16 protein-coding genes are annotated in these 17,660 nt (G+C 59.1%); 5 read left to right on the plus strand and 11 right to left on the minus strand.

The features are described from left to right. Positions 1-56 precede the first annotated feature (56 nt). A complete protein-coding gene (uvrA, locus tag JFU47_RS20570) occupies positions 57-2,891 on the minus strand; it encodes an excinuclease ABC subunit UvrA (protein ID WP_123365586.1) in 2,835 nt (944 codons plus the stop codon). Between the two features lie 191 nt (positions 2,892-3,082). On the opposite strand from uvrA, the gene JFU47_RS20575 reads away from it, so the two are divergent. Beyond that, entirely contained in the window at positions 3,083-4,480 is a 1,398-nt protein-coding gene (locus JFU47_RS20575; protein ID WP_140680775.1) for an MFS transporter, read from the plus strand. Positions 4,481-4,489: 9 nt separating this feature from the next. Further along, on the plus strand, positions 4,490-5,017 hold the full coding sequence (locus JFU47_RS20580; RefSeq protein ID WP_016969466.1) for a single-stranded DNA-binding protein: 528 nt from the start codon (positions 4,490-4,492) through the stop codon (positions 5,015-5,017). Positions 5,018-5,082: 65 nt separating this feature from the next. On the opposite strand, the gene JFU47_RS20585 is transcribed toward JFU47_RS20580, so the two are convergent. From JFU47_RS20585 to JFU47_RS20630, 10 genes are all read right to left on the minus strand, one after another. Next, positions 5,083-7,287 carry an OsmC domain/YcaO domain-containing protein gene (locus JFU47_RS20585; RefSeq protein ID WP_201185311.1) on the minus strand — a complete coding sequence of 735 codons (2,205 nt, stop codon included), beginning with the start codon at positions 7,285-7,287 and terminating at the stop codon, positions 5,083-5,085. A 121-nt stretch (positions 7,288-7,408) separates the two neighbouring features. Continuing rightward, entirely contained in the window at positions 7,409-8,566 is a 1,158-nt protein-coding gene (locus JFU47_RS20590; RefSeq protein ID WP_201185313.1) for a glutathionylspermidine synthase family protein, read from the minus strand. Positions 8,567-8,578: 12 nt separating this feature from the next. Then, complete coding sequence (locus tag JFU47_RS20595) at positions 8,579-9,295, minus strand: DUF1190 domain-containing protein (RefSeq protein WP_140680779.1); 717 nt, start codon at positions 9,293-9,295, stop codon at positions 8,579-8,581. An 18-nt stretch (positions 9,296-9,313) separates the two neighbouring features. Further along, complete coding sequence (locus JFU47_RS20600) at positions 9,314-9,742, minus strand: DUF350 domain-containing protein (protein ID WP_123365591.1); 429 nt, start codon at positions 9,740-9,742, stop codon at positions 9,314-9,316. Between the two features lie 15 nt (positions 9,743-9,757). After that, positions 9,758-10,435 (minus strand): DUF2491 family protein, encoded by a 678-nt coding sequence (locus tag JFU47_RS20605; RefSeq protein ID WP_201185315.1) that lies wholly within the window; start codon positions 10,433-10,435, stop codon positions 9,758-9,760. Continuing rightward, entirely contained in the window at positions 10,422-11,456 is a 1,035-nt protein-coding gene (locus JFU47_RS20610; RefSeq protein ID WP_201185317.1) for an ion channel, read from the minus strand. The genes JFU47_RS20605 and JFU47_RS20610 overlap by 14 nt, the downstream gene beginning before the upstream one ends. A gap of 71 nt (positions 11,457-11,527) precedes the next feature. Next, positions 11,528-12,091, minus strand: coding sequence for a rhomboid family intramembrane serine protease (locus tag JFU47_RS20615; RefSeq protein ID WP_201185326.1), 564 nt, complete (start codon positions 12,089-12,091; stop codon positions 11,528-11,530). Between the two features lie 153 nt (positions 12,092-12,244). After that, positions 12,245-12,943 carry a PspA/IM30 family protein gene (locus tag JFU47_RS20620; RefSeq protein WP_123365595.1) on the minus strand — a complete coding sequence of 233 codons (699 nt, stop codon included), beginning with the start codon at positions 12,941-12,943 and terminating at the stop codon, positions 12,245-12,247. 24 nt (positions 12,944-12,967) lie between these two features. After that, a complete protein-coding gene (locus JFU47_RS20625) occupies positions 12,968-13,549 on the minus strand; it encodes a YjfI family protein (protein WP_123365596.1) in 582 nt (193 codons plus the stop codon). 281 nt (positions 13,550-13,830) lie between these two features. Beyond that, positions 13,831-14,385 (minus strand): cysteine hydrolase family protein, encoded by a 555-nt coding sequence (locus tag JFU47_RS20630; RefSeq protein WP_201185328.1) that lies wholly within the window; start codon positions 14,383-14,385, stop codon positions 13,831-13,833. 101 nt (positions 14,386-14,486) lie between these two features. Here JFU47_RS20630 and JFU47_RS20635 point away from each other — a divergent pair, with 101 nt between their 5' ends. The 3 genes from JFU47_RS20635 (at position 14,487) to JFU47_RS20645 (ending at position 17,508) form a co-directional block, all read left to right on the plus strand. After that, positions 14,487-15,473, plus strand: a complete 987-nt coding sequence (locus JFU47_RS20635) for a GlxA family transcriptional regulator (protein WP_201185330.1) — start codon at positions 14,487-14,489, stop codon at positions 15,471-15,473. Between the two features lie 177 nt (positions 15,474-15,650). After that, on the plus strand, positions 15,651-16,760 hold the full coding sequence (locus tag JFU47_RS20640; protein WP_201185332.1) for a DUF3182 family protein: 1,110 nt from the start codon (positions 15,651-15,653) through the stop codon (positions 16,758-16,760). Next, on the plus strand, positions 16,750-17,508 hold the full coding sequence (locus JFU47_RS20645; protein WP_123365600.1) for an alpha/beta hydrolase family protein: 759 nt from the start codon (positions 16,750-16,752) through the stop codon (positions 17,506-17,508). The genes JFU47_RS20640 and JFU47_RS20645 overlap by 11 nt, the downstream gene beginning before the upstream one ends. Positions 17,509-17,660 lie beyond the last annotated feature (152 nt).

Genomic DNA, 17,660 nt, shown 5'->3' on the forward strand with positions numbered 1-17,660 from the left:
CTACAAAAAAGCCCCTGTCACCGATGAAGTGACAGGGGCTTTTTCGTGGGCCTGATTCAGGCTTTGTCGCGAGCCAGCAGCGGCTTGAGGTAGAAGCCCGTGTGAGATTGCTTCATTTCCGACACTTCTTCCGGCGTACCAACTGCAATGATCTGGCCACCCTTGGAACCACCTTCCGGTCCCAGGTCCACCAACCAGTCAGCGGTTTTGATCACATCGAGGTTGTGTTCGATCACCACCACGGTGTTGCCGTGGTCGCGCAGGCGATGCAGCACGTCGAGCAGTTGCTGAATATCCGCGAAGTGCAGGCCGGTCGTCGGCTCATCGAGGATATACAGCGTCTTGCCGGTATCGCGCTTGGACAGTTCACGGGACAGTTTCACCCGCTGGGCTTCACCACCCGACAGCGTGGTCGCTGATTGCCCGAGCTTGATGTACGACAGGCCGACATCCATCAGCGTCTGAAGCTTGCGCGCCAGGGCCGGAACTGCGTCGAAGAACACTCGCGCCTCCTCGATCGTCATCTCGAGGGTTTCGTGGATGCTCTTGCCCTTGTACTTGATCTCCAGGGTTTCGCGGTTATAGCGCTTGCTCTTGCAGACGTCACACGGGACATAGATGTCCGGCAGGAAGTGCATTTCCACCTTGATCAGACCATCGCCCTGACAAGCTTCGCAACGTCCGCCCTTCACGTTGAAGGAGAAGCGTCCAGGACCATAACCGCGGGAGCGGGACTCCGGCACACCGGCGAACAGTTCGCGAATCGGAGTGAATAACCCGGTGTAGGTCGCCGGGTTGGAGCGTGGCGTTCGACCGATCGGGCTTTGGTCGATGTCGACAACCTTGTCCAGATGCTCCAGACCTTTGATGCTGTCGTGAGCGGCCGCTTCGAGCGTCGTCGCACCGTTCAAAGCTGTAGCGCTAAGCGGGAACAAAGTGTTGTTGATCAGCGTCGACTTGCCCGAGCCGGACACGCCGGTTACACAGGTCAGCAGGCCGATCGGAATATCCAGATCGACATCGCGCAAGTTGTTGCCACGAGCGCCCTTGAGGGACAGCGACAATTTCTTGTTACGCGGCGTGCGTTTGGCTGGGACTGCAATCTTCACCCGGCCCGACAAGTATTTGCCGGTCAGCGAATCCGGGTGAGCCATGACCTCGGCCGGCGTACCTTCAGCGACGATATGCCCGCCGTGTACACCCGCGCCCGGACCGATGTCCACCACGTAGTCAGCCAGGCGAATCGCATCTTCGTCGTGCTCGACCACGATCACCGTGTTGCCGATATCCCGAAGGTGCTTGAGCGTACCGAGCAGCCGGTCGTTGTCCCGCTGGTGCAAACCAATCGACGGTTCGTCGAGAATGTACAGAACGCCAACCAGGCCTGCGCCGATCTGGCTGGCCAGACGGATACGCTGCGCTTCACCACCGGACAACGTGTCGGCACTGCGATCCAGCGACAAATAGTCCAGGCCAACGTTGACCAGGAACTGCAGTCGCTCGCGAATTTCCTTGAGAATCTTGTCGGCAATTTCACCGCGACGGCCGGTGAGTTTCAGCACGCCAAAATATTCACAGGCATCGCCAATCGGCAGATTGGTCACCGCCGGCAGCGTCTTCTCGCCCACCCACACATGCCGCGCCTCACGCCGCAGGCGAGTACCTCGGCAATCCGGGCAAGGTTGTGTGCTGAGGAACTTGGCCAGCTCTTCACGCACCGAGGCGGATTCGGTTTCGCGGTAGCGTCGTTCCAGGTTCGGCACGATGCCTTCGAACGGGTGCGAACGTTTGACGATGTCGCCACGGTCGTTCAGGTATTTGAAGTCGACGTTCTGCGACCCGCTGCCGTGCAAGATGAACTTCTGCTGATCGGCCGGCAGTTCGTTGAACGGCACTTCCAGGCTGAACTTGTAGTGCGAAGCCAACGAGCCGAGCATCTGGAAGTAATAGACGTTGCGCCGGTCCCAGCCACGAATCGCGCCTTCCGCGAGCGTCAGTTCGCCATTGACCAATCGCTTGATGTCGAAGAACTGCTTAACACCCAGTCCATCGCAAGTCGGGCAAGCGCCAGCCGGGTTGTTGAAGGAGAACAGCTTGGGTTCCAGCTCGCTGATGGCATGACCGCAGATCGGGCAGGCGAAGCGCGCGGAGAAGATGATTTCTTCGCCGGGCTCGTCGTCCATCGGCGCGACCAGGGCGATGCCGTCTGCCAGCTTCAGCGCGGTCTCGAACGACTCGGCCAGACGCTGTTGCAGGTCGGCGCGCACCTTGAAGCGGTCGACTACCACATCGATCGAGTGCTTCTTCTGCTTATCCAGCTTCGGCAATTCGTCCAGCTCACAGAGCCTGCCGTTGACCCGGGCTCGCACAAAGCCCTGGGCGCGCAGTTCTTCGAAGACCGAAAGGTGTTCGCCTTTACGCTCGCGGATCACCGGGGCCAGCAGCATGAGTTTGCTGCCCTCCGGTTGGGCGAGGACCAGGTCGACCATTTGGCTGACGGTCTGCGCTTCCAGCGGAATGTCGTGATCTGGGCAACGCGGAATACCCACGCGGGCATAAAGCAGGCGCAGGTAGTCGTAGATTTCGGTGATGGTGCCGACCGTCGAGCGCGGGTTGTGCGAGGTCGACTTCTGTTCGATGGAAATGGCTGGCGACAGACCTTCGATGGTGTCGACGTCAGGCTTTTCCATCATCGACAGGAACTGCCGGGCATAGGCCGACAGCGATTCGACGTAGCGGCGCTGGCCTTCGGCGTACAGCGTGTCGAACGCCAGGGACGATTTGCCGGATCCGGACAGGCCGGTGATGACGATCAGTTTGTCCCGTGGCAGGGTCAGGTCGATGTTCTTCAGGTTGTGGGTTCGGGCCCCACGAATCAGGATCTTGTCCAAAGTGGCCTCGCTTGGCGGGCGTCGAAAACGTAGGAGTATACGGCCAAATACTGGATGGATGCACACTATCAAACGAGCGGATGGGTGTCTTACATGAAGAGTCTGTCAGCGGAGCGCGTCAAAGCGTCGCGATATACCCCGTCAATCGATGGGACTGGTAGAATCGCCGCCGGTTCACATGAGGTTTTTCCATGCACGATCCCCACAGCGAACGCATGAGTGGCAGCGAGACCCGCGCAGCAAGCGGTCTGGCCCTGGTGTTCGCCTTCCGTATGCTTGGCATGTTCATGGTGTTGCCGGTACTGGCGACCTATGGGATGGATCTGGCAGGAGCGACCCCGGCCCTCATCGGGCTGGCGATTGGCGCTTACGGCCTGACCCAGGCGATCTTCCAGATTCCTTTCGGCTTCATTTCCGACCGCATCGGTCGTCGTCCGGTGATTTACCTGGGGCTGATCGTCTTCGCCCTCGGTAGCGTGCTGGCGGCCAACGCCGACTCGATCTGGGGCGTGATCGCCGGACGAATCCTGCAAGGCGCCGGAGCGATTTCCGCGGCGGTGATGGCATTGCTGTCAGACCTGACCCGCGAACAGCACCGGACCAAAGCCATGGCCATGATCGGCATGACGATCGGTCTGTCGTTCGCTGTCGCCATGGTTGTAGGACCGTTGCTGACTCGTGCGTTCGGTCTGTCCGGGTTGTTCCTCGCCACGGGTGGCATGGCGTTGTTCGGCATCGTGATCGTCATGTTCATGGTGCCGCGCTCGACAGGGCCGTTGCAGCACCGTGAGTCCGGCGTCGCCCGTTCGGCGCTGATGCCGACGCTCAAGCATCCGGACCTGCTGCGCCTGGACCTGGGCATTTTTGTGTTGCACGCGATGTTGATGTCGAGCTTCGTTGCATTGCCCCTGGCCCTGGTCGAAAAAGCCGGGCTGCCCAAAGAACAGCACTGGTGGGTCTACCTCACCGCGCTGCTGATCTCCTTCTTCGCCATGATCCCGTTCATCATCTACGGCGAGAAGAAACGCAAAATGAAACGAGTTTTACTCGGCGCCGTCGCGACGCTGATGCTCACTGAGCTATTCTTCTGGCAGTTCGGCGATAGCCTGCGGGCTCTGGTGATCGGGACGGTGGTGTTCTTTACCGCGTTCAACTTGCTGGAAGCTTCATTGCCATCGCTGATCAGCAAGGTTTCACCGGCAGGCGGCAAGGGCACGGCGATGGGGGTTTATTCCACCAGCCAGTTCCTCGGTTCGGCGCTCGGAGGGATCCTCGGCGGCTGGATGTTCCAGCACGGCGGTTTGTCGGTTGTATTCCTCGGATGCGCCGGCCTGGCTGCCCTCTGGCTGGCCTTTGCTGTTACCATGCGTGAACCACCTTATGTCACGAGCCTGCGCTTGCCGTTGTCGCCCGAGGCGATCCGCGAAGCGGGTCTGGTTGAGCGCCTGAAGGCCGTCGTAGGGGTAACAGATGCGGTAATCGTTGCTGATGAGGCGGCGATTTACATCAAATTGGACACAGAACTATTGGATCGCACCACCCTTGAGCGCCTGGTGAACAACCCGGCCGGGGCAGCGTGCGTAGCCTAGGAGAACGTTATGGCCCGTGGGGTTAACAAAGTCATATTGGTCGGCACTTGCGGCCAGGATCCCGAAGTTCGCTACTTGCCTAACGGTAACGCCGTGACCAACCTGAGTCTGGCGACCAGCGAACAATGGACCGACAAGCAAACCGGTCAGAAGGTCGAGAAGACCGAATGGCACCGTGTGTCGATGTTCGGCAAGGTGGCCGAGATCGCCGGTGAATACCTGCGTAAAGGTTCGCAGGTCTACATCGAAGGAAAGCTGCAGACCCGCGAGTGGGAAAAAGACGGTATCAAGCGTTACACCACTGAAATCGTGGTCGACATGCAAGGCACCATGCAACTGCTCGGCGGCCGTCCACAGCAGGGCGACCAACAAGGCGGGGGCAATAACTACCAGCAGTCCGCCCCGGCTCCACGCCAGCAGGCTCCGCGCCCGCAGCAGTCGGCACCGCAGCAGTCGCGTCAGGCTCCAGCTCCACAGCAGGCCGCTCCGCAGCCGGCTCCGGATTTCGACAGCTTTGATGACGATATCCCGTTCTAAAAAGCAGCTATCCAGTCAGTAACAAAAAAGCGAAGCCATCTGGCTTCGCTTTTTTGTGGGCGCTATTAACTGGATAACGTCGTCACGTTGGCCCGCGCCACGTGCAGTTTTTTGTAGCTGTCGATCAGGCGCAGATGTCTATCGAGGCCTTCCAGTTTGATGCTGGTCGGCGTCAAGCCATGGAAGCGCACGCTGCCGTCCACCGAGCCGATCACTGCATCCATCCGCTCGTTGCCGAACATCCGGCGGAAATTGGCCTCGTAGTCTTCCAGCTCCAGGTCTTCGTCCAGCTTCATCTCCAGCACCGCGTTGACGGCTTGGTAGAACAAGCCACGTTCAACGGTGTTGTCGTTGTACTGCAGGAACATTTCTACCGCCTCTTTCGCCTCTTCATATTGTTGCAACGCGAGATAGATCAGCAGCTTCAGCTCCAGGATCGTCAACTGACCCCAAGCCGTATTGTCATCAAACTCGATGCCGATCAGGCTGGTGATGTCGGTGTAGTCATCCAGCTCACTTTCCACCAGCCGCTCAACCAGTGCTTGCAGTTCGTCGTCGTCCAGGCGATGCAGGTTCAGGATATCGGCGCGGAAGAACAGCGCTTTGTTGGTGTTATCCCAGATCAGGTCGTCCACGGGATAGATTTCCGAATAGTCCGGCACCAGGATGCGGCATGCCGTCGCGCCGATATGCTCGTAGACCGCCATGTACACTTCCTTGCCCATGCCTTCGAGAATGCCGAACAAGGTCGCGGCTTCCTCGGCATTCGAGTTTTCACCCTGGCCGGAGAAGTCCCACTCCACGAATTCGTAATCGGACTTGGAGCTGAAGAAGCGCCACGACACCACGCCGCTGGAATCGATGAAGTGCTCGACGAAGTTATTTGGCTCGGTCACCGCATGGCCTTCAAACGTCGGCTGGGGCAAGTCGTTGAGGCCTTCGAAGCTGCGGCCCTGGAGCAATTCGGTCAGGCTGCGTTCCAGCGCCACTTCCAGGCTCGGGTGCGCGCCGAACGAGGCGAATACACCGCCGGTACGCGGGTTCATCAACGTGACGCACATCACCGGGAATTCACCCCCCAGGGACGCATCCTTCACCAATACGGGGAACCCTTGCTCTTCCAGCGCCTGAATACCGGCCAGTATCCCGGGGTACTTCGCCAGCACGTTGGCCGGCACGTCCGGCAGGGCAAATTCACCTTCGATGATTTCGCGTTTGACCGCGCGCTCGAAGATCTCCGACAGGCACTGCACCTGGGCTTCGGCCAGCGTGTTGCCGGCACTCATGCCGTTGCTCAGGAACAGGTTTTCAATCAGGTTGGACGGGAAATACACCACTTCGCCGTCCGACTGGCGCACGTAGGGCAGCGAGCAGATGCCGCGCTCTTCATTGCCCGAGTTGGTGTCGATCAGGTGGGAACCACGCAACTCGCCGTCGCGGTTGTAAATCTTCAGGCAGTGCGCGTCGAGTATTTCGGCCGGCAGTTCATCTTTACGGCCAGGCTTGAACCAGCGTTCGTCCGGGTAATGCACAAACGGCGCGTTGGCGATCTCTTCGCCCCAGAACTGGTCGTTGTAGAAGAAGTTGCAGTTGAGTCGCTCGATAAACTCGCCCAGCGCCGACGCCAGCGCGCCTTCCTTGGTTGCGCCCTTGCCGTTGGTAAAACACATTGGCGAGTGCGCATCGCGGATATGCAGCGACCACACGTTGGGCACGATATTGCGCCACGAGGCGATTTCAATCTTCATGCTCAAGTCCGCCAGAATGGCCGACATATTGGCGATGGTCTGCTCCAGCGGCAGATCCTTGCCCGCAATATACGTGCTCGCCTCTGAGGTAGAAGCAGGCATCAGCAACGCTTGGGCATCGGCGTCGAGGTTTTCCACCTCTTCGATCACAAACTCAGGCCCGGCTTGCACGACTTTTTTCACGGTGCAACGGTCGATGGAACGCAGGATGCCTTGGCGGTCCTTGTCGGAGATGTCCGCCGGCAACTCGACCTGGATCTTGAAAATCTGGTTGTAGCGGTTTTCCGGGTCAACAATGTTGTTCTGCGACAGGCGGATGTTTTCGGTGGGAATACTGCGAGTGTCGCAGTACAGCTTCACGAAATAAGCCGCACACAACGCCGACGAAGCCAGGAAGTAGTCGAACGGACCCGGTGCCGAGCCATCGCCCTTGTAGCGGATAGGTTGATCGGCCACCACCGTGAAGTCGTCGAACTTGGCTTCAAGTCGAAGGTTGTCGAGAAAGTTGACCTTGATTTCCATGGGGGATTACCAGAATAACGGCTAGACGATTTGGCCGCCATTATCCGGCATTTCAGCCATAAGTCTTGCGGGCGTCTGTCGATATGTCCACACAGGGTCTTTTTAGTGGGCGACGGAGGGCTCAGTCGAGTATCAGATGCGGCAAGAACCGGCTCGAATCCTTGGTGATCAAGCTGTTGTCCTCACGCACGCCGATCCCCGCCGCTTGATCGCCGATTACCCAGGAGCCAATCAAAGTAAAGCTGTCGCCGAACTGCGGAAGCGGCGCGAACTCCTGAAGGATAAACGGTGCATCGGTGTAGGGCCCGTCCTCTTTCACGATCAGACCGTTAGCGGTTTGCAACTCGATGTTGGCGCCTTCCCGCGAGAAGAACGGCTTGCGCACCCAGCCTTTCGGCACCGCTTTCCCCGGGTCAGTATCGAGGTGCGCCGCGAGCAGGTTCGGGTGACCTTTGTTGAACTCCCACAACAGCGGCAGGATGCCTTTGTTGGAAATGATGGATTTCCAGGCCGGTTCGAAAAACTGCGTATCACTCTGGGCAATCGCGGCACCAAAGGGCTCGTGGAAGATGAACTCCCAGGCGTGCAGCTTGAACAGGTGAGGAATCCAGCGATCCTCCAGGTCGACGAAACGTCCGTCACTGGTCAGGCCGATGTCTTCGATGTCGATATGGCGTGACTCGATGCCGACCTTTTCCGCCACCAGCCGCAGATAATCGGTGGTGCCCTTGTCTTCGACCGAGTCTTTCATCGAGGCGAAGTAGAAGGGCTGCTTGAGCTGCAATTGAGCGAAGGCCTGATGCAGTTTGGTGTCGATGCTGTTGAACTGGTCGGCATGCTTGGGCAGCAAACCGCGTTCGATGCATTGTTCCAGCCAGCCCCACTGAAACGCCGCGGCTTCATACAGGCTGGTTGGCGTGTCGTAGTTGAGTTCCAGCAACTTGGCGGGTCCGGTGCCGTTGTAGGAAAAGTCCATGCGCCCGTAAAGGTGCGGGTGACCTTCGAGCCAGGAGGTGCGAACCATGTCGAAGAATGGCGCGGGAATGCTCAGGCGCTCCAGCAACTCCTCGCTCTGAACCACGCGGGCCGCCAGGTCCATGCACATATCATGGATCTCGGTGGTCGGGTCTTCGAGATCGTTCTCGATCTGCTTGAGCGAGAACTGGTAATACGCGCTCTCGTCCCAGTAGGGTTCGTTGTCGATGGTGTGGAACAGAAAGCCGAGACTCTCGGCGGTCTGTTTCCAGTCAGCACGCTCTGCACAATGGATTTTCTTCATGGCCCGGTTTCCTTAACTGCTCGACCCGCCGCCGCCCCAGCCGCTGCGTGCGCTGGCCTTGCTACCGAAGCCGCCACGGGAAGTGGACGAGGCAACGGAGACCGGCTTGCTGGAAGAAGAGCGGACCGAGTCGGCGTAATTGCTGCTGCCGTATCTCGCCTGATTGGACTTGGTAAACGTCGAGCCCTTGGCAATCCGCTGGCTGAGCGTCGAGTTCGAATAGCTGCCACGATCATCGCGATAGCGGTACACCGGCTCGGAGTAGTAGCTGTTGCGGTTGCTGCTCAGCATGTTGCCGATCAGCAGGCCGGTCAGCAGGCTGCTGGTGGAGAAACCCGAGCCGCCACTGTTCGCTTCCGAGGCCGGTAATTGCGCCTTGGCTGCGTCTACCTGGGATTGCGTGACCTGGCCATCGGCGGTCAGTTCGAAACCGCCCAGCTTGGGGATGAACTTGCCAGCGGAGTCCTGCTGGCACCAGTCGGCGACAAAGTCGGCATCGCAATCGGCCTGGTTGTCGTACACCGGCGCTATGCGGCGGTGCTCGGCCATGGCCGTCATGTAGGCGTCCGAGCAGACATCCACCGGGAGCTTTTCATCGGCACATTGCTGGACGGACTGGAAGTTGTACTTCTTCTGCACCGCGTAGGTTTTTTCCGTCGGCCCGCAGCCTGATATCGCCATGGCGACCGACGCTGCCAGCGAAAGCTGAACGTACTTGCTTCGTTTCATCGGGAGCTCCGGGCGCAATCAGTTCTGGGAAGGAGTCATGCACGCGGCGTTCAACATGCCGACGCTGATGGCCACGGCTGCCACGTAGATGCCGGCCGCGATTTCACCTTTTTTGATGCGCTCGGAGGTGCCTTTGAGCACCAGGCTGGTCACCAGGAACGCCAGCAGTTGTACAAGGGCGGCGATCACCGCCCAGACGACGAAGTCGAGGATACTGATCGAGTAGGCAATCACATTGCTGGCCGGAATGGCGAAACCGATGATGGCGCCGCCCAGGGCGATCGCAGCGGCAACGTTGCCGGAACGGATCAGTTCGAATTCCTTGTGCGGCGTGATGCGGGTGTAGATGAACTGGAACAGGGCGAACAACACGGCAGCGCCGAGGAGGTACGTGACAAACCCGAACACGGCGGCTTTGTTCAGGGAGATGGAGAGTGCTTCTAGCATGGACTTCTTCCTTTTTTAAAACGTGTTCAGGTCGGTTGTGTACAGCGAGATGCCCAGCGACGTGCTCAAACTGATGGTGCCTTCGGCGTCTTCTTCGACGGAAAACAGCAGGAATTCCCGGCGATCGGTCAGGCCGGTTTCGCGAGCGTACAGCATCGAACGGTGCTCGATACTGTAGGACTCGTCCGGATTTTTCAGCTGTTCGCTCAGCGCCACCAACTCTGTCTGGCCATTCTCGGTGCCCCATTCCCGGGTGTATTCGACGCCGTTATGGGTGTAGGTCGGCAGCCCGATCAGGCTTTGCGGACCGGCCAACCGGCGCAGCTCCGCTTCACTGCTGATGGTGATGTAACTGAGGTAATTGAACAGGATCACCGACTCGACCTGCCCGGCAATGTCCCCGGTGGTGTGCACCTGCAGCCAGTAGTCTTCGTCGTTCATGTAATAACGCGACAGCCAGGTCGACTGCCCGAGATCAACGGTGCCGTTGCTCCAGATCTGCTGGGAGCCCGGGATGGTCACCGTGGTATTTCCGTCGAGCAACAATTTCAGGGTGGTGTCGAACATCACGCCTTTGCCCAATCCCAGGCCCAATGGGCCAGTGGCCGCTGGCGGAGTTTCGCTGGCGGTCCATTTCGATTCGGTCGTCGCGTTCGGGGCCTCAAGCCCCATCAACTGTTTAAACCATCCCATTGGAGATTTCCTTGAGGCGAGTGGAGGCGATGTAGAAGAGTTCGCCGCCCTCAACGCGGGTGGCGCTGGGCGGGTTGATCGACGGTTGTGTGGCACCTTTGGCGCGATAGCCAATGAGGGTGGCGTTGTGGTGTTCTTTCATCCGCGCGTACAGGTCGCCGAACGTGGCTTCGAACGCCTCAGGCAGTTTCATCAGGTATTGAGTGGCGCCCTGGCCCACGCACAGCAGTTCATTGATGACCACTGAGGAGCCCGGATCCTGAGAGGCGCGCACCAACATCTCGATGGCCATGCTGGAAGTGCATTCCAGGCTGGGCGCGTAGGCGCTGGCGAGCGCAGCGATTTCACTGTCATTGAAGTGGGCGACCACATGCCCGACAGGCTTCAGTTGATTGACCGCCAGCACGGTGGCCAGGGTCAGGTCGTCTGAATGGGTTCGCACCAGAACGCGTTCGGCACCGGGAACCCCTGCGCGCAGCAGCAAGGCCACAGAGGACAGGCTTTCACCTTTGATGAAGCTCGCTTTGCCCGGCATCGGATTTTCTTCGAGGGTGCAATCGCAAATGACGATCAGGTTGTCGCTCGAGGTTTCGTCCTGAAGCAACAACTCAATGACCCGTTCACTGGACGCGCCTTCCCAGCCGATGAGAACCGTATGGCCGACCTTGCCGGTGAAATCGCCTTTGCCCTTCATGCCTTTTCTCCATGCATCAATGACGCTGCTGGTGGTTTTGCCGATGGCTGCCGTCAGCAGCGCGATGCCCCCGAGCATGACCCAGGTGGCCACGAAAATCCGTCCCGCCGCTGTCTGCGGCGCGAGATCGCCATAGCCGACGGTGAGTGTGGTGGTGAGATAGAAGTAAGTAAACGTGGCGGGATCGGTGAGGTGTTGTTCGCCCAGAAGCACCAGGCCCAGGTAAGCGGTGATCAGGTGTACGCCCAAGGCAATGACCAGGCCTGCCCAACCGAATCGGTGGAAGAGGGAGGAAGCGTACAGGCGCAATAAAAGGAAAATCGACATTTCGTCCCTGACTCCGTGGGTACTTGTTCCTGGCGACTTCATCGCCTCGGCGTCTGAATGCGCAAGTGCGTTTAACCGGCGGCATTAAACCTGCTGCGCGGCGCCGAGAAAAGAACCTTGGCTGCAATAAATCCAGCGAGCGCACCAAACAGATGGCCTTCGAAGGAAACGCCCTGGCGAGGCAGGAAGCCAAAAATCAGACCGCCGTAGAGCAGGGCCACGACGCCGGCCGTTATCAGGTTGCCCCAGCTCCTGTGGAACCAGGCGCGGGACAGGAGGTACGCCCATAACCCGAATACCCAGCCGCTGGCGCCGATGTGTACACCTGTAAAACCGAACAGCCAGACCAGTGAGCCGCCCAGCAGAATAATGATCGCACTGACGGCAATGAACCGGTTGAGCCCTTCGACAATGACCAGGGTGCCCAGGATCAAGAAGGCAACCAGGTTCGCGCTCAGGTGTGCAAAGGACGCGTGCAGGAAAGGCGAGGTGATGATGCCGAGCAGTCCGTGCACGGTTCTCGGGATCAGGCCGAAGGACATGAGGCTGTAGCCGGTCGCTACATTGAACAGTTGCAGCGCGACCATGAAAAGGGCCAGGCCTGCGATTGTCTTGAAACCCTTCAGGGCATCCATCCTTGACCTCGACAGTTGAATGTCCGTCAGTTGAGCGCATTCCATGTGGGAGCGAGCCTGCTCGCGAAGAGGGAGTGTCAGTCGACATCAATGTTGTCTGACATACCGCTTTCGCGAGCAGGCTCGCTCCCACAGGTTATGCGTCCGGCAAAGTTACTCGGCCGATTTTTGCTTCAGGCGTTCCAGTATCGCGTTGGCGCTTCCCGAGTCCGGCGTGATGCCGGCTTCGCGCAGTTTGCGTTCCAGGTCAGTGCCCGTCGACGCATCGGCCAATTGGTCCTGAGCTTCCAGTTCAGCCGCGCGTTGCTGCTGCTTGGCCTGAAGGCGGTTCAGCGTACCGACGGCGGTTTCCAGCTTGCCATTGGCGCCGCCACTGGCGATGGACGCGCTGACCTGGGCTTTCTGTACGCTTTCGCGCGCCTTGGCCATGTCCACTTGCTGACGCAGGCTTTTGATGCGGTTTTCAGCCTTGGTGATGTCTTTGCGCATATTGTCCGCATAACCGCCAAACTCGGTGGCCTGCTTTTGCTCGACGTCCAGCTCATTGGTCAGGGTCGAAATGGCTTCGGCCACTTCCATGGCCAGGTCTTCGCGGTTGGCCTGGATTGCGGCCAGGGCCTTGGATTCCAGGTCCTTGATCTTGGCGTTGTACTCGCTGACGCGGTCAGCCGAGAGTTTGTGCTTGGCCATGATGGTGACCAGCTCACGCTTGGCGTTGGCCAGGGCGCTGTCAGCATCGCGAATTTCCTGGTCGAGGATGCGCAGGGCCTGTTGGTCGACGATCGATTCGCCGACTTCATTGGCACCGCCACGCAGCGCGGTGAACAATTTGCTCCAGATGGACTGAGTCATTGGATATTTCCTGATCCCGAGTAATTAATTGAAGAAACGTTCGAAGGCTTCGCTGGCGCGCTGGACGTTGTCGACGAGGGTTTTGACCTCGGTCACGATGTTCGTCAGGCTGGAGTCGGAGCTCAGAGCGCCGAACATGTTGTAGACAATCTGCCCGTTCGGCATGGACTCGATACCGATCGAGGACAGCGGGAACATCTCCCGGCTGCGCAGCACGGCGTCGTTGAAAGCCGGAATGTCGTTGATGGACTCAACGTCGACCAGAACGGTATCGACGATGATTTGTTCGCCCACCACCGCGATGTAAATCGGCAAGCCACCGAAATCGTTCATTTCCAGCTTGATGCTGGATTCAGAGCCTTGAACGAGAGAAAGCGTAATGTCGTTCGAAACCACTTCGTCCAGGGCCTGGAGGGCGCTGTAGAGGCGATCGATGTTCCAGTTAGTACCTGCGCTCATGTAATTCTCCGACATGAATGAGCCAGCCAGAATCGGTTGGCGAAGCTGTTTCTCCATCTGCTTGAGCAGGCTTCGGTTTTCGGGAAGCACCCAAGTCTCGTGTTTCACATAACCGGCGGCACCCAGGCCCGCGCGCATCTGCTTCATGTAAAAGCTCGATGGCTTCTTCGCGGACGGTTTCGAGCGCTCTCCCTTGCGGCTTGCCGAATCGTTATCGGGCCCCGTGGGAGGACTCGATGGAGAGCTGCTTTTCATGGGGCTGACCTCGTTGTGAAAAACTCACGCGTGAGAAACACTACAGGCAATTTTTGTCACGCTCAATAGCTCACGCGTGAGATTTTTTGTCATACATTTTTCGCCCCACGAAAAAGGCCCGCAGCGCTCAAACGCGGCGGGCCTTTTTGGAATTTGATCAATGCGTTAAGTGGTTAATGGGTGGCCGCCAGGAATTCGTCAGTGGAAATCACGCTCGCATAGGCGAAGCCCAGGGCCGACATAAAGGCGGCGTGAACGTGGGCGGCGGGCACCGTGACGCCGTTGAATTCCAGGTCGCGAGAGGCGCAAGCGTCGTGGATTACGGTGACGGTGTAGCCGAAATCAGCCGCGGCGCGGGTAATGCCGTCGACGCACATGTGGCTCATGCTGCCGACGACCACCAGTTCCTTGATGCCTTGTTCGTCGAGGATCGATTTCAGTTGTGTTTCACGGAACGAGTTGACGAAATGCTTGAGCACCACAGGCTCATCGGCGCGATTCAGGACTTTGGAGTGCAGCTTCGCGCCTTCCGAACCCGGGGTGAAGAACGGGGCGTCGTCGGAGGTGAATTCGTGGCGGATGTGCACCACCGAATCACCGGCATCGCGGAAGGCTTTGATCAACCGTGCTGCGTTGTCCGCCGCGGCATCGGCGCCGACCAGCGGCCACTTGCCTTGGGGGAAGTAGTCGTTTTGGATATCAACTACGATGAGTGCTTGCTTGGCCATGACTGTATCCTCGAAGTGCTTGTTGGAGTGGAATGAAGTATTGGGTCTGGCAGGCCGTCCGAGGATTGGCCGCACCGACAATAGAAGGGGGAAAACTGACAATGGACGCAGAAAGGCCAATCGTCGAACTGGGCGTGCTGATCTATCCCGGTGCGCAGATGGCGGCGGTGCATGGGTTGACGGACTTGTTCGGGGTGGCGAACCGGATTGCCGCCGAGCATCAGGCGGCGCAGTTGCCGTTGCTGCGGGTCAGCCATTGGCAGGTTGATGGCGAACAGACGCCCGAGCGGGTCTACGACAGTCATCCCGCTGCGGACGGCGCGTTGGTGGCGGTGTTGATCCCGCCGTCGATTGCCGGTTTTTCCGAAGGTCAGGCACCGCACGCGCTGATTCGCTGGCTGCGTCAGCAACATGCCAATGGCGCGACACTCGGCGGGGTTTGTGTGGGGTCGATTCTGTTGGCCGAAAGCGGGCTGCTCGACGGTCGCAGCGCCACCACCCACTGGACCTCGGCCAAAACCTTCGCCGAGCGTTACCCGGCGATCAAGCTCAAGGCCGACACACCCATCGTTGACGACGGCGACCTGATCACCACTGCGGGGCTGATGGCCTGGTCCGAACTGGGCTTGCGCCTGGTCAACCGCCTGCTGGGGCCGAGCATCGCCACCAGTACCGCACGGTTTCTGGTGGTGGAACACAGCGACAGCGCAAGTGAATGCGGCAGCAATTTTTCACCCATTCTCAGCCATGGCGACGCCTCGATTCTCAAGGTCCAGCATTGGCTGCAAAGCACCGGAGCGACCGATGTGTCGGTGGCGACGATGGCCGAGCGGGCAGGGTTGGAAGAGCGCACGTTCCTGCGTCGATTTCGCGCGGCAACCGGACTCAAACCCACCGAGTACTGCCAGCACCTGCGGGTCGGCAAGGCCCGGGAAATGCTCGAGTTCACCAACGGCACCATTGATCACATTGCCTGGACGGTGGGTTATCAGGATCCGAGTGCATTTCGGGCGACGTTCAAGAAGATTACCGGGTTGGCGCCCAGTGATTACCGGACACGGTTCGGGGTGGGAGCGAGTCAGGGATGAGCGTCAGTCGTGCAAAATGCCAGAGTTGAAACCCTTGTCGTGCAGAATCAAGCAGGCACGGTGCCATCATGTTTTTCGTAACTGGCTGATTTGAAAAACGTTTGTCTTTGGCCCCCCTTGGCCTGATCTCTGCACCCCTTCTACTACATTCATCAAGCGCAGATTGAAGGGGGACGCATGACCCCAGCAAGCCGCAAAAAACTGGTGGTCGCCCACTCCGTGCGCCCCGAGGCTCCGTTGCACGAAGTGGAAACCAATCGTGCGCTGGCCCGTTGGCTGGCACAGGTCCTGGGGCTTAAATACGGCGGCAGTTACGACCCGGAACTGCACAACGGTCGAGACCTGTATCTGTTGCCAACCCAGACGCTTGTTGGCGTCGCTGCTGCCCGGCGATTGGGCGTCAAAGGGCCGGAGGATTTGTGGGGCGGTTACGTCGACCATGATTTCATCTGCACCAAAGCCATCAGTCACGGGTTACGCAACAAAAATGCTCATGCACCGGAAGGCTGGTCACCGTTGTTTTCCGAACGTGTGCGCAGCGTGGTGCTCGATGGTCTCAGTGTTTTTTCCATGGACGATGCGCGGCCCGCGGCAGAACACCTGCTCTACAGCGGCCCGATCCGCATCAAACCGATTCATGCCTGCGCCGGCCGTGGTCAGGAAGTGATCAAAAGCCTCGACCAGTTTGATGCCATCCTCGCCAGACCCGATGCCAAAGCGCTGTTCACTGAAGGCGTGGTGCTGGAGCAGGACCTGGACCAAGTGATCACCCACAGCGTCGGTCAGAGCTTTATCGGCGACCAGGTGCTGAGTTATTGCGGTGATCAATACTTGACCGAAGACGGTCAGGGCGAGCAGGTTTATGGAGGGTCCAACCTGCTGGTGGTGCAGGGGGACTACGACGATCTGCTCGAACTGGATCTGCCGGACGATGTACGGCTGGCGATCCACCAGGCGCAAGTGTTCGACAGTGCCGCGGACGAGGCTTATCCCGGTTTTTACGCCTCCCGCCGCAACTACGACATCGCCCAAGGTGTGGACAGTAACGGCAAACAGCGCAGCGGCGTGCTCGAGCAGTCCTGGCGGATGGGCGGTGCCAGCAGCGCCGAAGTCGCCGCCTTGCAGAGCTTCGTCAACGACCCCGGGATGCGCGCGATTCGCGTGTCTTCGGTCGAGACTTACATCGACCAGCCGCTGCCGGCGGACGCCATCGAGGTGTATCGCGGGCCGGCGCAAAACAGTGACTTTCTTCTCAAGTACGTAACGGTTAAATCCTATGACGGCTAGAAGCGAAACCATTCAGATCGACATCGACGATGAACAGATGATTGGGACCTTTCTCAGTCCCAAATCGAAAGTCCCCGGCGTGCTCTTTGTGCACGGTTGGGGCGGCAGTCAGGAGCGAGACCTGGAGCGGGCGAAAGGCATCGCCGGTCTGGGTTGTGTTTGCCTGACGTTCGACTTGCGCGGACACACCGGCGGGGCCGGAATTGCGCTGAATCGAGTCACGCGCGAAGACAACCTGCGCGACCTGCTGGCGGCGTATGACCGCTTGCTCGCGCACCCGGCGCTCGATACATCGGCGATTGCCGTGGTCGGCACCAGTTATGGCGGTTACCTGGCCTCGATCCTGACGTCATTGCGTCCGGTGCGCTGGCTGGCGCTGCGGGTGCCGGCGCTGTATCGCGATGATCAATGGCACACGCCCAAACGTGATCTGGACAAGCTCGATTTGCGTGATTACCGCCGCACGTTAGTCCGCGCCGACAGCAATCGTGCGCTGCATGCATGTTCGCAATTTACCGGGGATGTGCTGTTGGTCGAGTCAGAGACTGACGACTATGTGCCCCACGCCACCATCATGAGTTACCGCGCGGCCTGTCAGCAGACTCACTCGCTGACCCACCGGATTATCGACGGCGCCGATCACGCCTTGAGCGAGCCCGTTTCGCAGCAGGCGTACACCTCGATCCTGGTGGGCTGGATCACCGAAATGGTGGTGGGCGAGCGGTTGAGTATTATTCAGTCATCATGAAAACCGATAGATAAAGAACAACACAATCTGTAGCAGCTGGCGAAGCCTGCGTTCGGCTGCGAAGCAGTCGTGAAATCAGACGATGCGGTGTTTCAGGAAGACTACAAACTCAGGTTTTACGACTGCTGCGCAGCCGAACGCAGGCTTCGCCA

Source organism: Pseudomonas sp. TH39(2020) (assembly GCF_016650715.1).
GTDB lineage: Bacteria > Pseudomonadota > Gammaproteobacteria > Pseudomonadales > Pseudomonadaceae > Aquipseudomonas > Aquipseudomonas mandelii_C.

Excerpts from the sequence above, each read along its gene's own strand:
- JFU47_RS20575 (WP_140680775.1), top strand. The coding sequence starts at position 3,083 with ATGCACGATCCCCACAGCGAACGCATGAGTGGCAGCGAGACCCGCGCA.
- JFU47_RS20580 (WP_016969466.1), top strand. The coding sequence starts at position 4,490 with ATGGCCCGTGGGGTTAACAAAGTCATATTGGTCGGCACTTGCGGCCAG.
- JFU47_RS20585 (WP_201185311.1), bottom strand. The coding sequence starts at position 7,287 with ATGGAAATCAAGGTCAACTTTCTCGACAACCTTCGACTTGAAGCCAAG.
- JFU47_RS20590 (WP_201185313.1), bottom strand. The coding sequence starts at position 8,566 with ATGAAGAAAATCCATTGTGCAGAGCGTGCTGACTGGAAACAGACCGCC.
- JFU47_RS20595 (WP_140680779.1), bottom strand. The coding sequence starts at position 9,295 with ATGAAACGAAGCAAGTACGTTCAGCTTTCGCTGGCAGCGTCGGTCGCC.
- JFU47_RS20600 (WP_123365591.1), bottom strand. The coding sequence starts at position 9,742 with ATGCTAGAAGCACTCTCCATCTCCCTGAACAAAGCCGCCGTGTTCGGG.
- JFU47_RS20605 (WP_201185315.1), bottom strand. The coding sequence starts at position 10,435 with ATGGGATGGTTTAAACAGTTGATGGGGCTTGAGGCCCCGAACGCGACG.
- JFU47_RS20610 (WP_201185317.1), bottom strand. The coding sequence starts at position 11,456 with ATGTCGATTTTCCTTTTATTGCGCCTGTACGCTTCCTCCCTCTTCCAC.
- JFU47_RS20615 (WP_201185326.1), bottom strand. The coding sequence starts at position 12,091 with ATGGATGCCCTGAAGGGTTTCAAGACAATCGCAGGCCTGGCCCTTTTC.
- JFU47_RS20620 (WP_123365595.1), bottom strand. The coding sequence starts at position 12,943 with ATGACTCAGTCCATCTGGAGCAAATTGTTCACCGCGCTGCGTGGCGGT.
- JFU47_RS20625 (WP_123365596.1), bottom strand. The coding sequence starts at position 13,549 with ATGAAGCAGATGCGCGCGGGCCTGGGTGCCGCCGGTTATGTGAAACAC.
- JFU47_RS20630 (WP_201185328.1), bottom strand. The coding sequence starts at position 14,385 with ATGGCCAAGCAAGCACTCATCGTAGTTGATATCCAAAACGACTACTTC.
- JFU47_RS20635 (WP_201185330.1), top strand. The coding sequence starts at position 14,487 with ATGGACGCAGAAAGGCCAATCGTCGAACTGGGCGTGCTGATCTATCCC.
- JFU47_RS20640 (WP_201185332.1), top strand. The coding sequence starts at position 15,651 with ATGACCCCAGCAAGCCGCAAAAAACTGGTGGTCGCCCACTCCGTGCGC.
- JFU47_RS20645 (WP_123365600.1), top strand. The coding sequence starts at position 16,750 with ATGACGGCTAGAAGCGAAACCATTCAGATCGACATCGACGATGAACAG.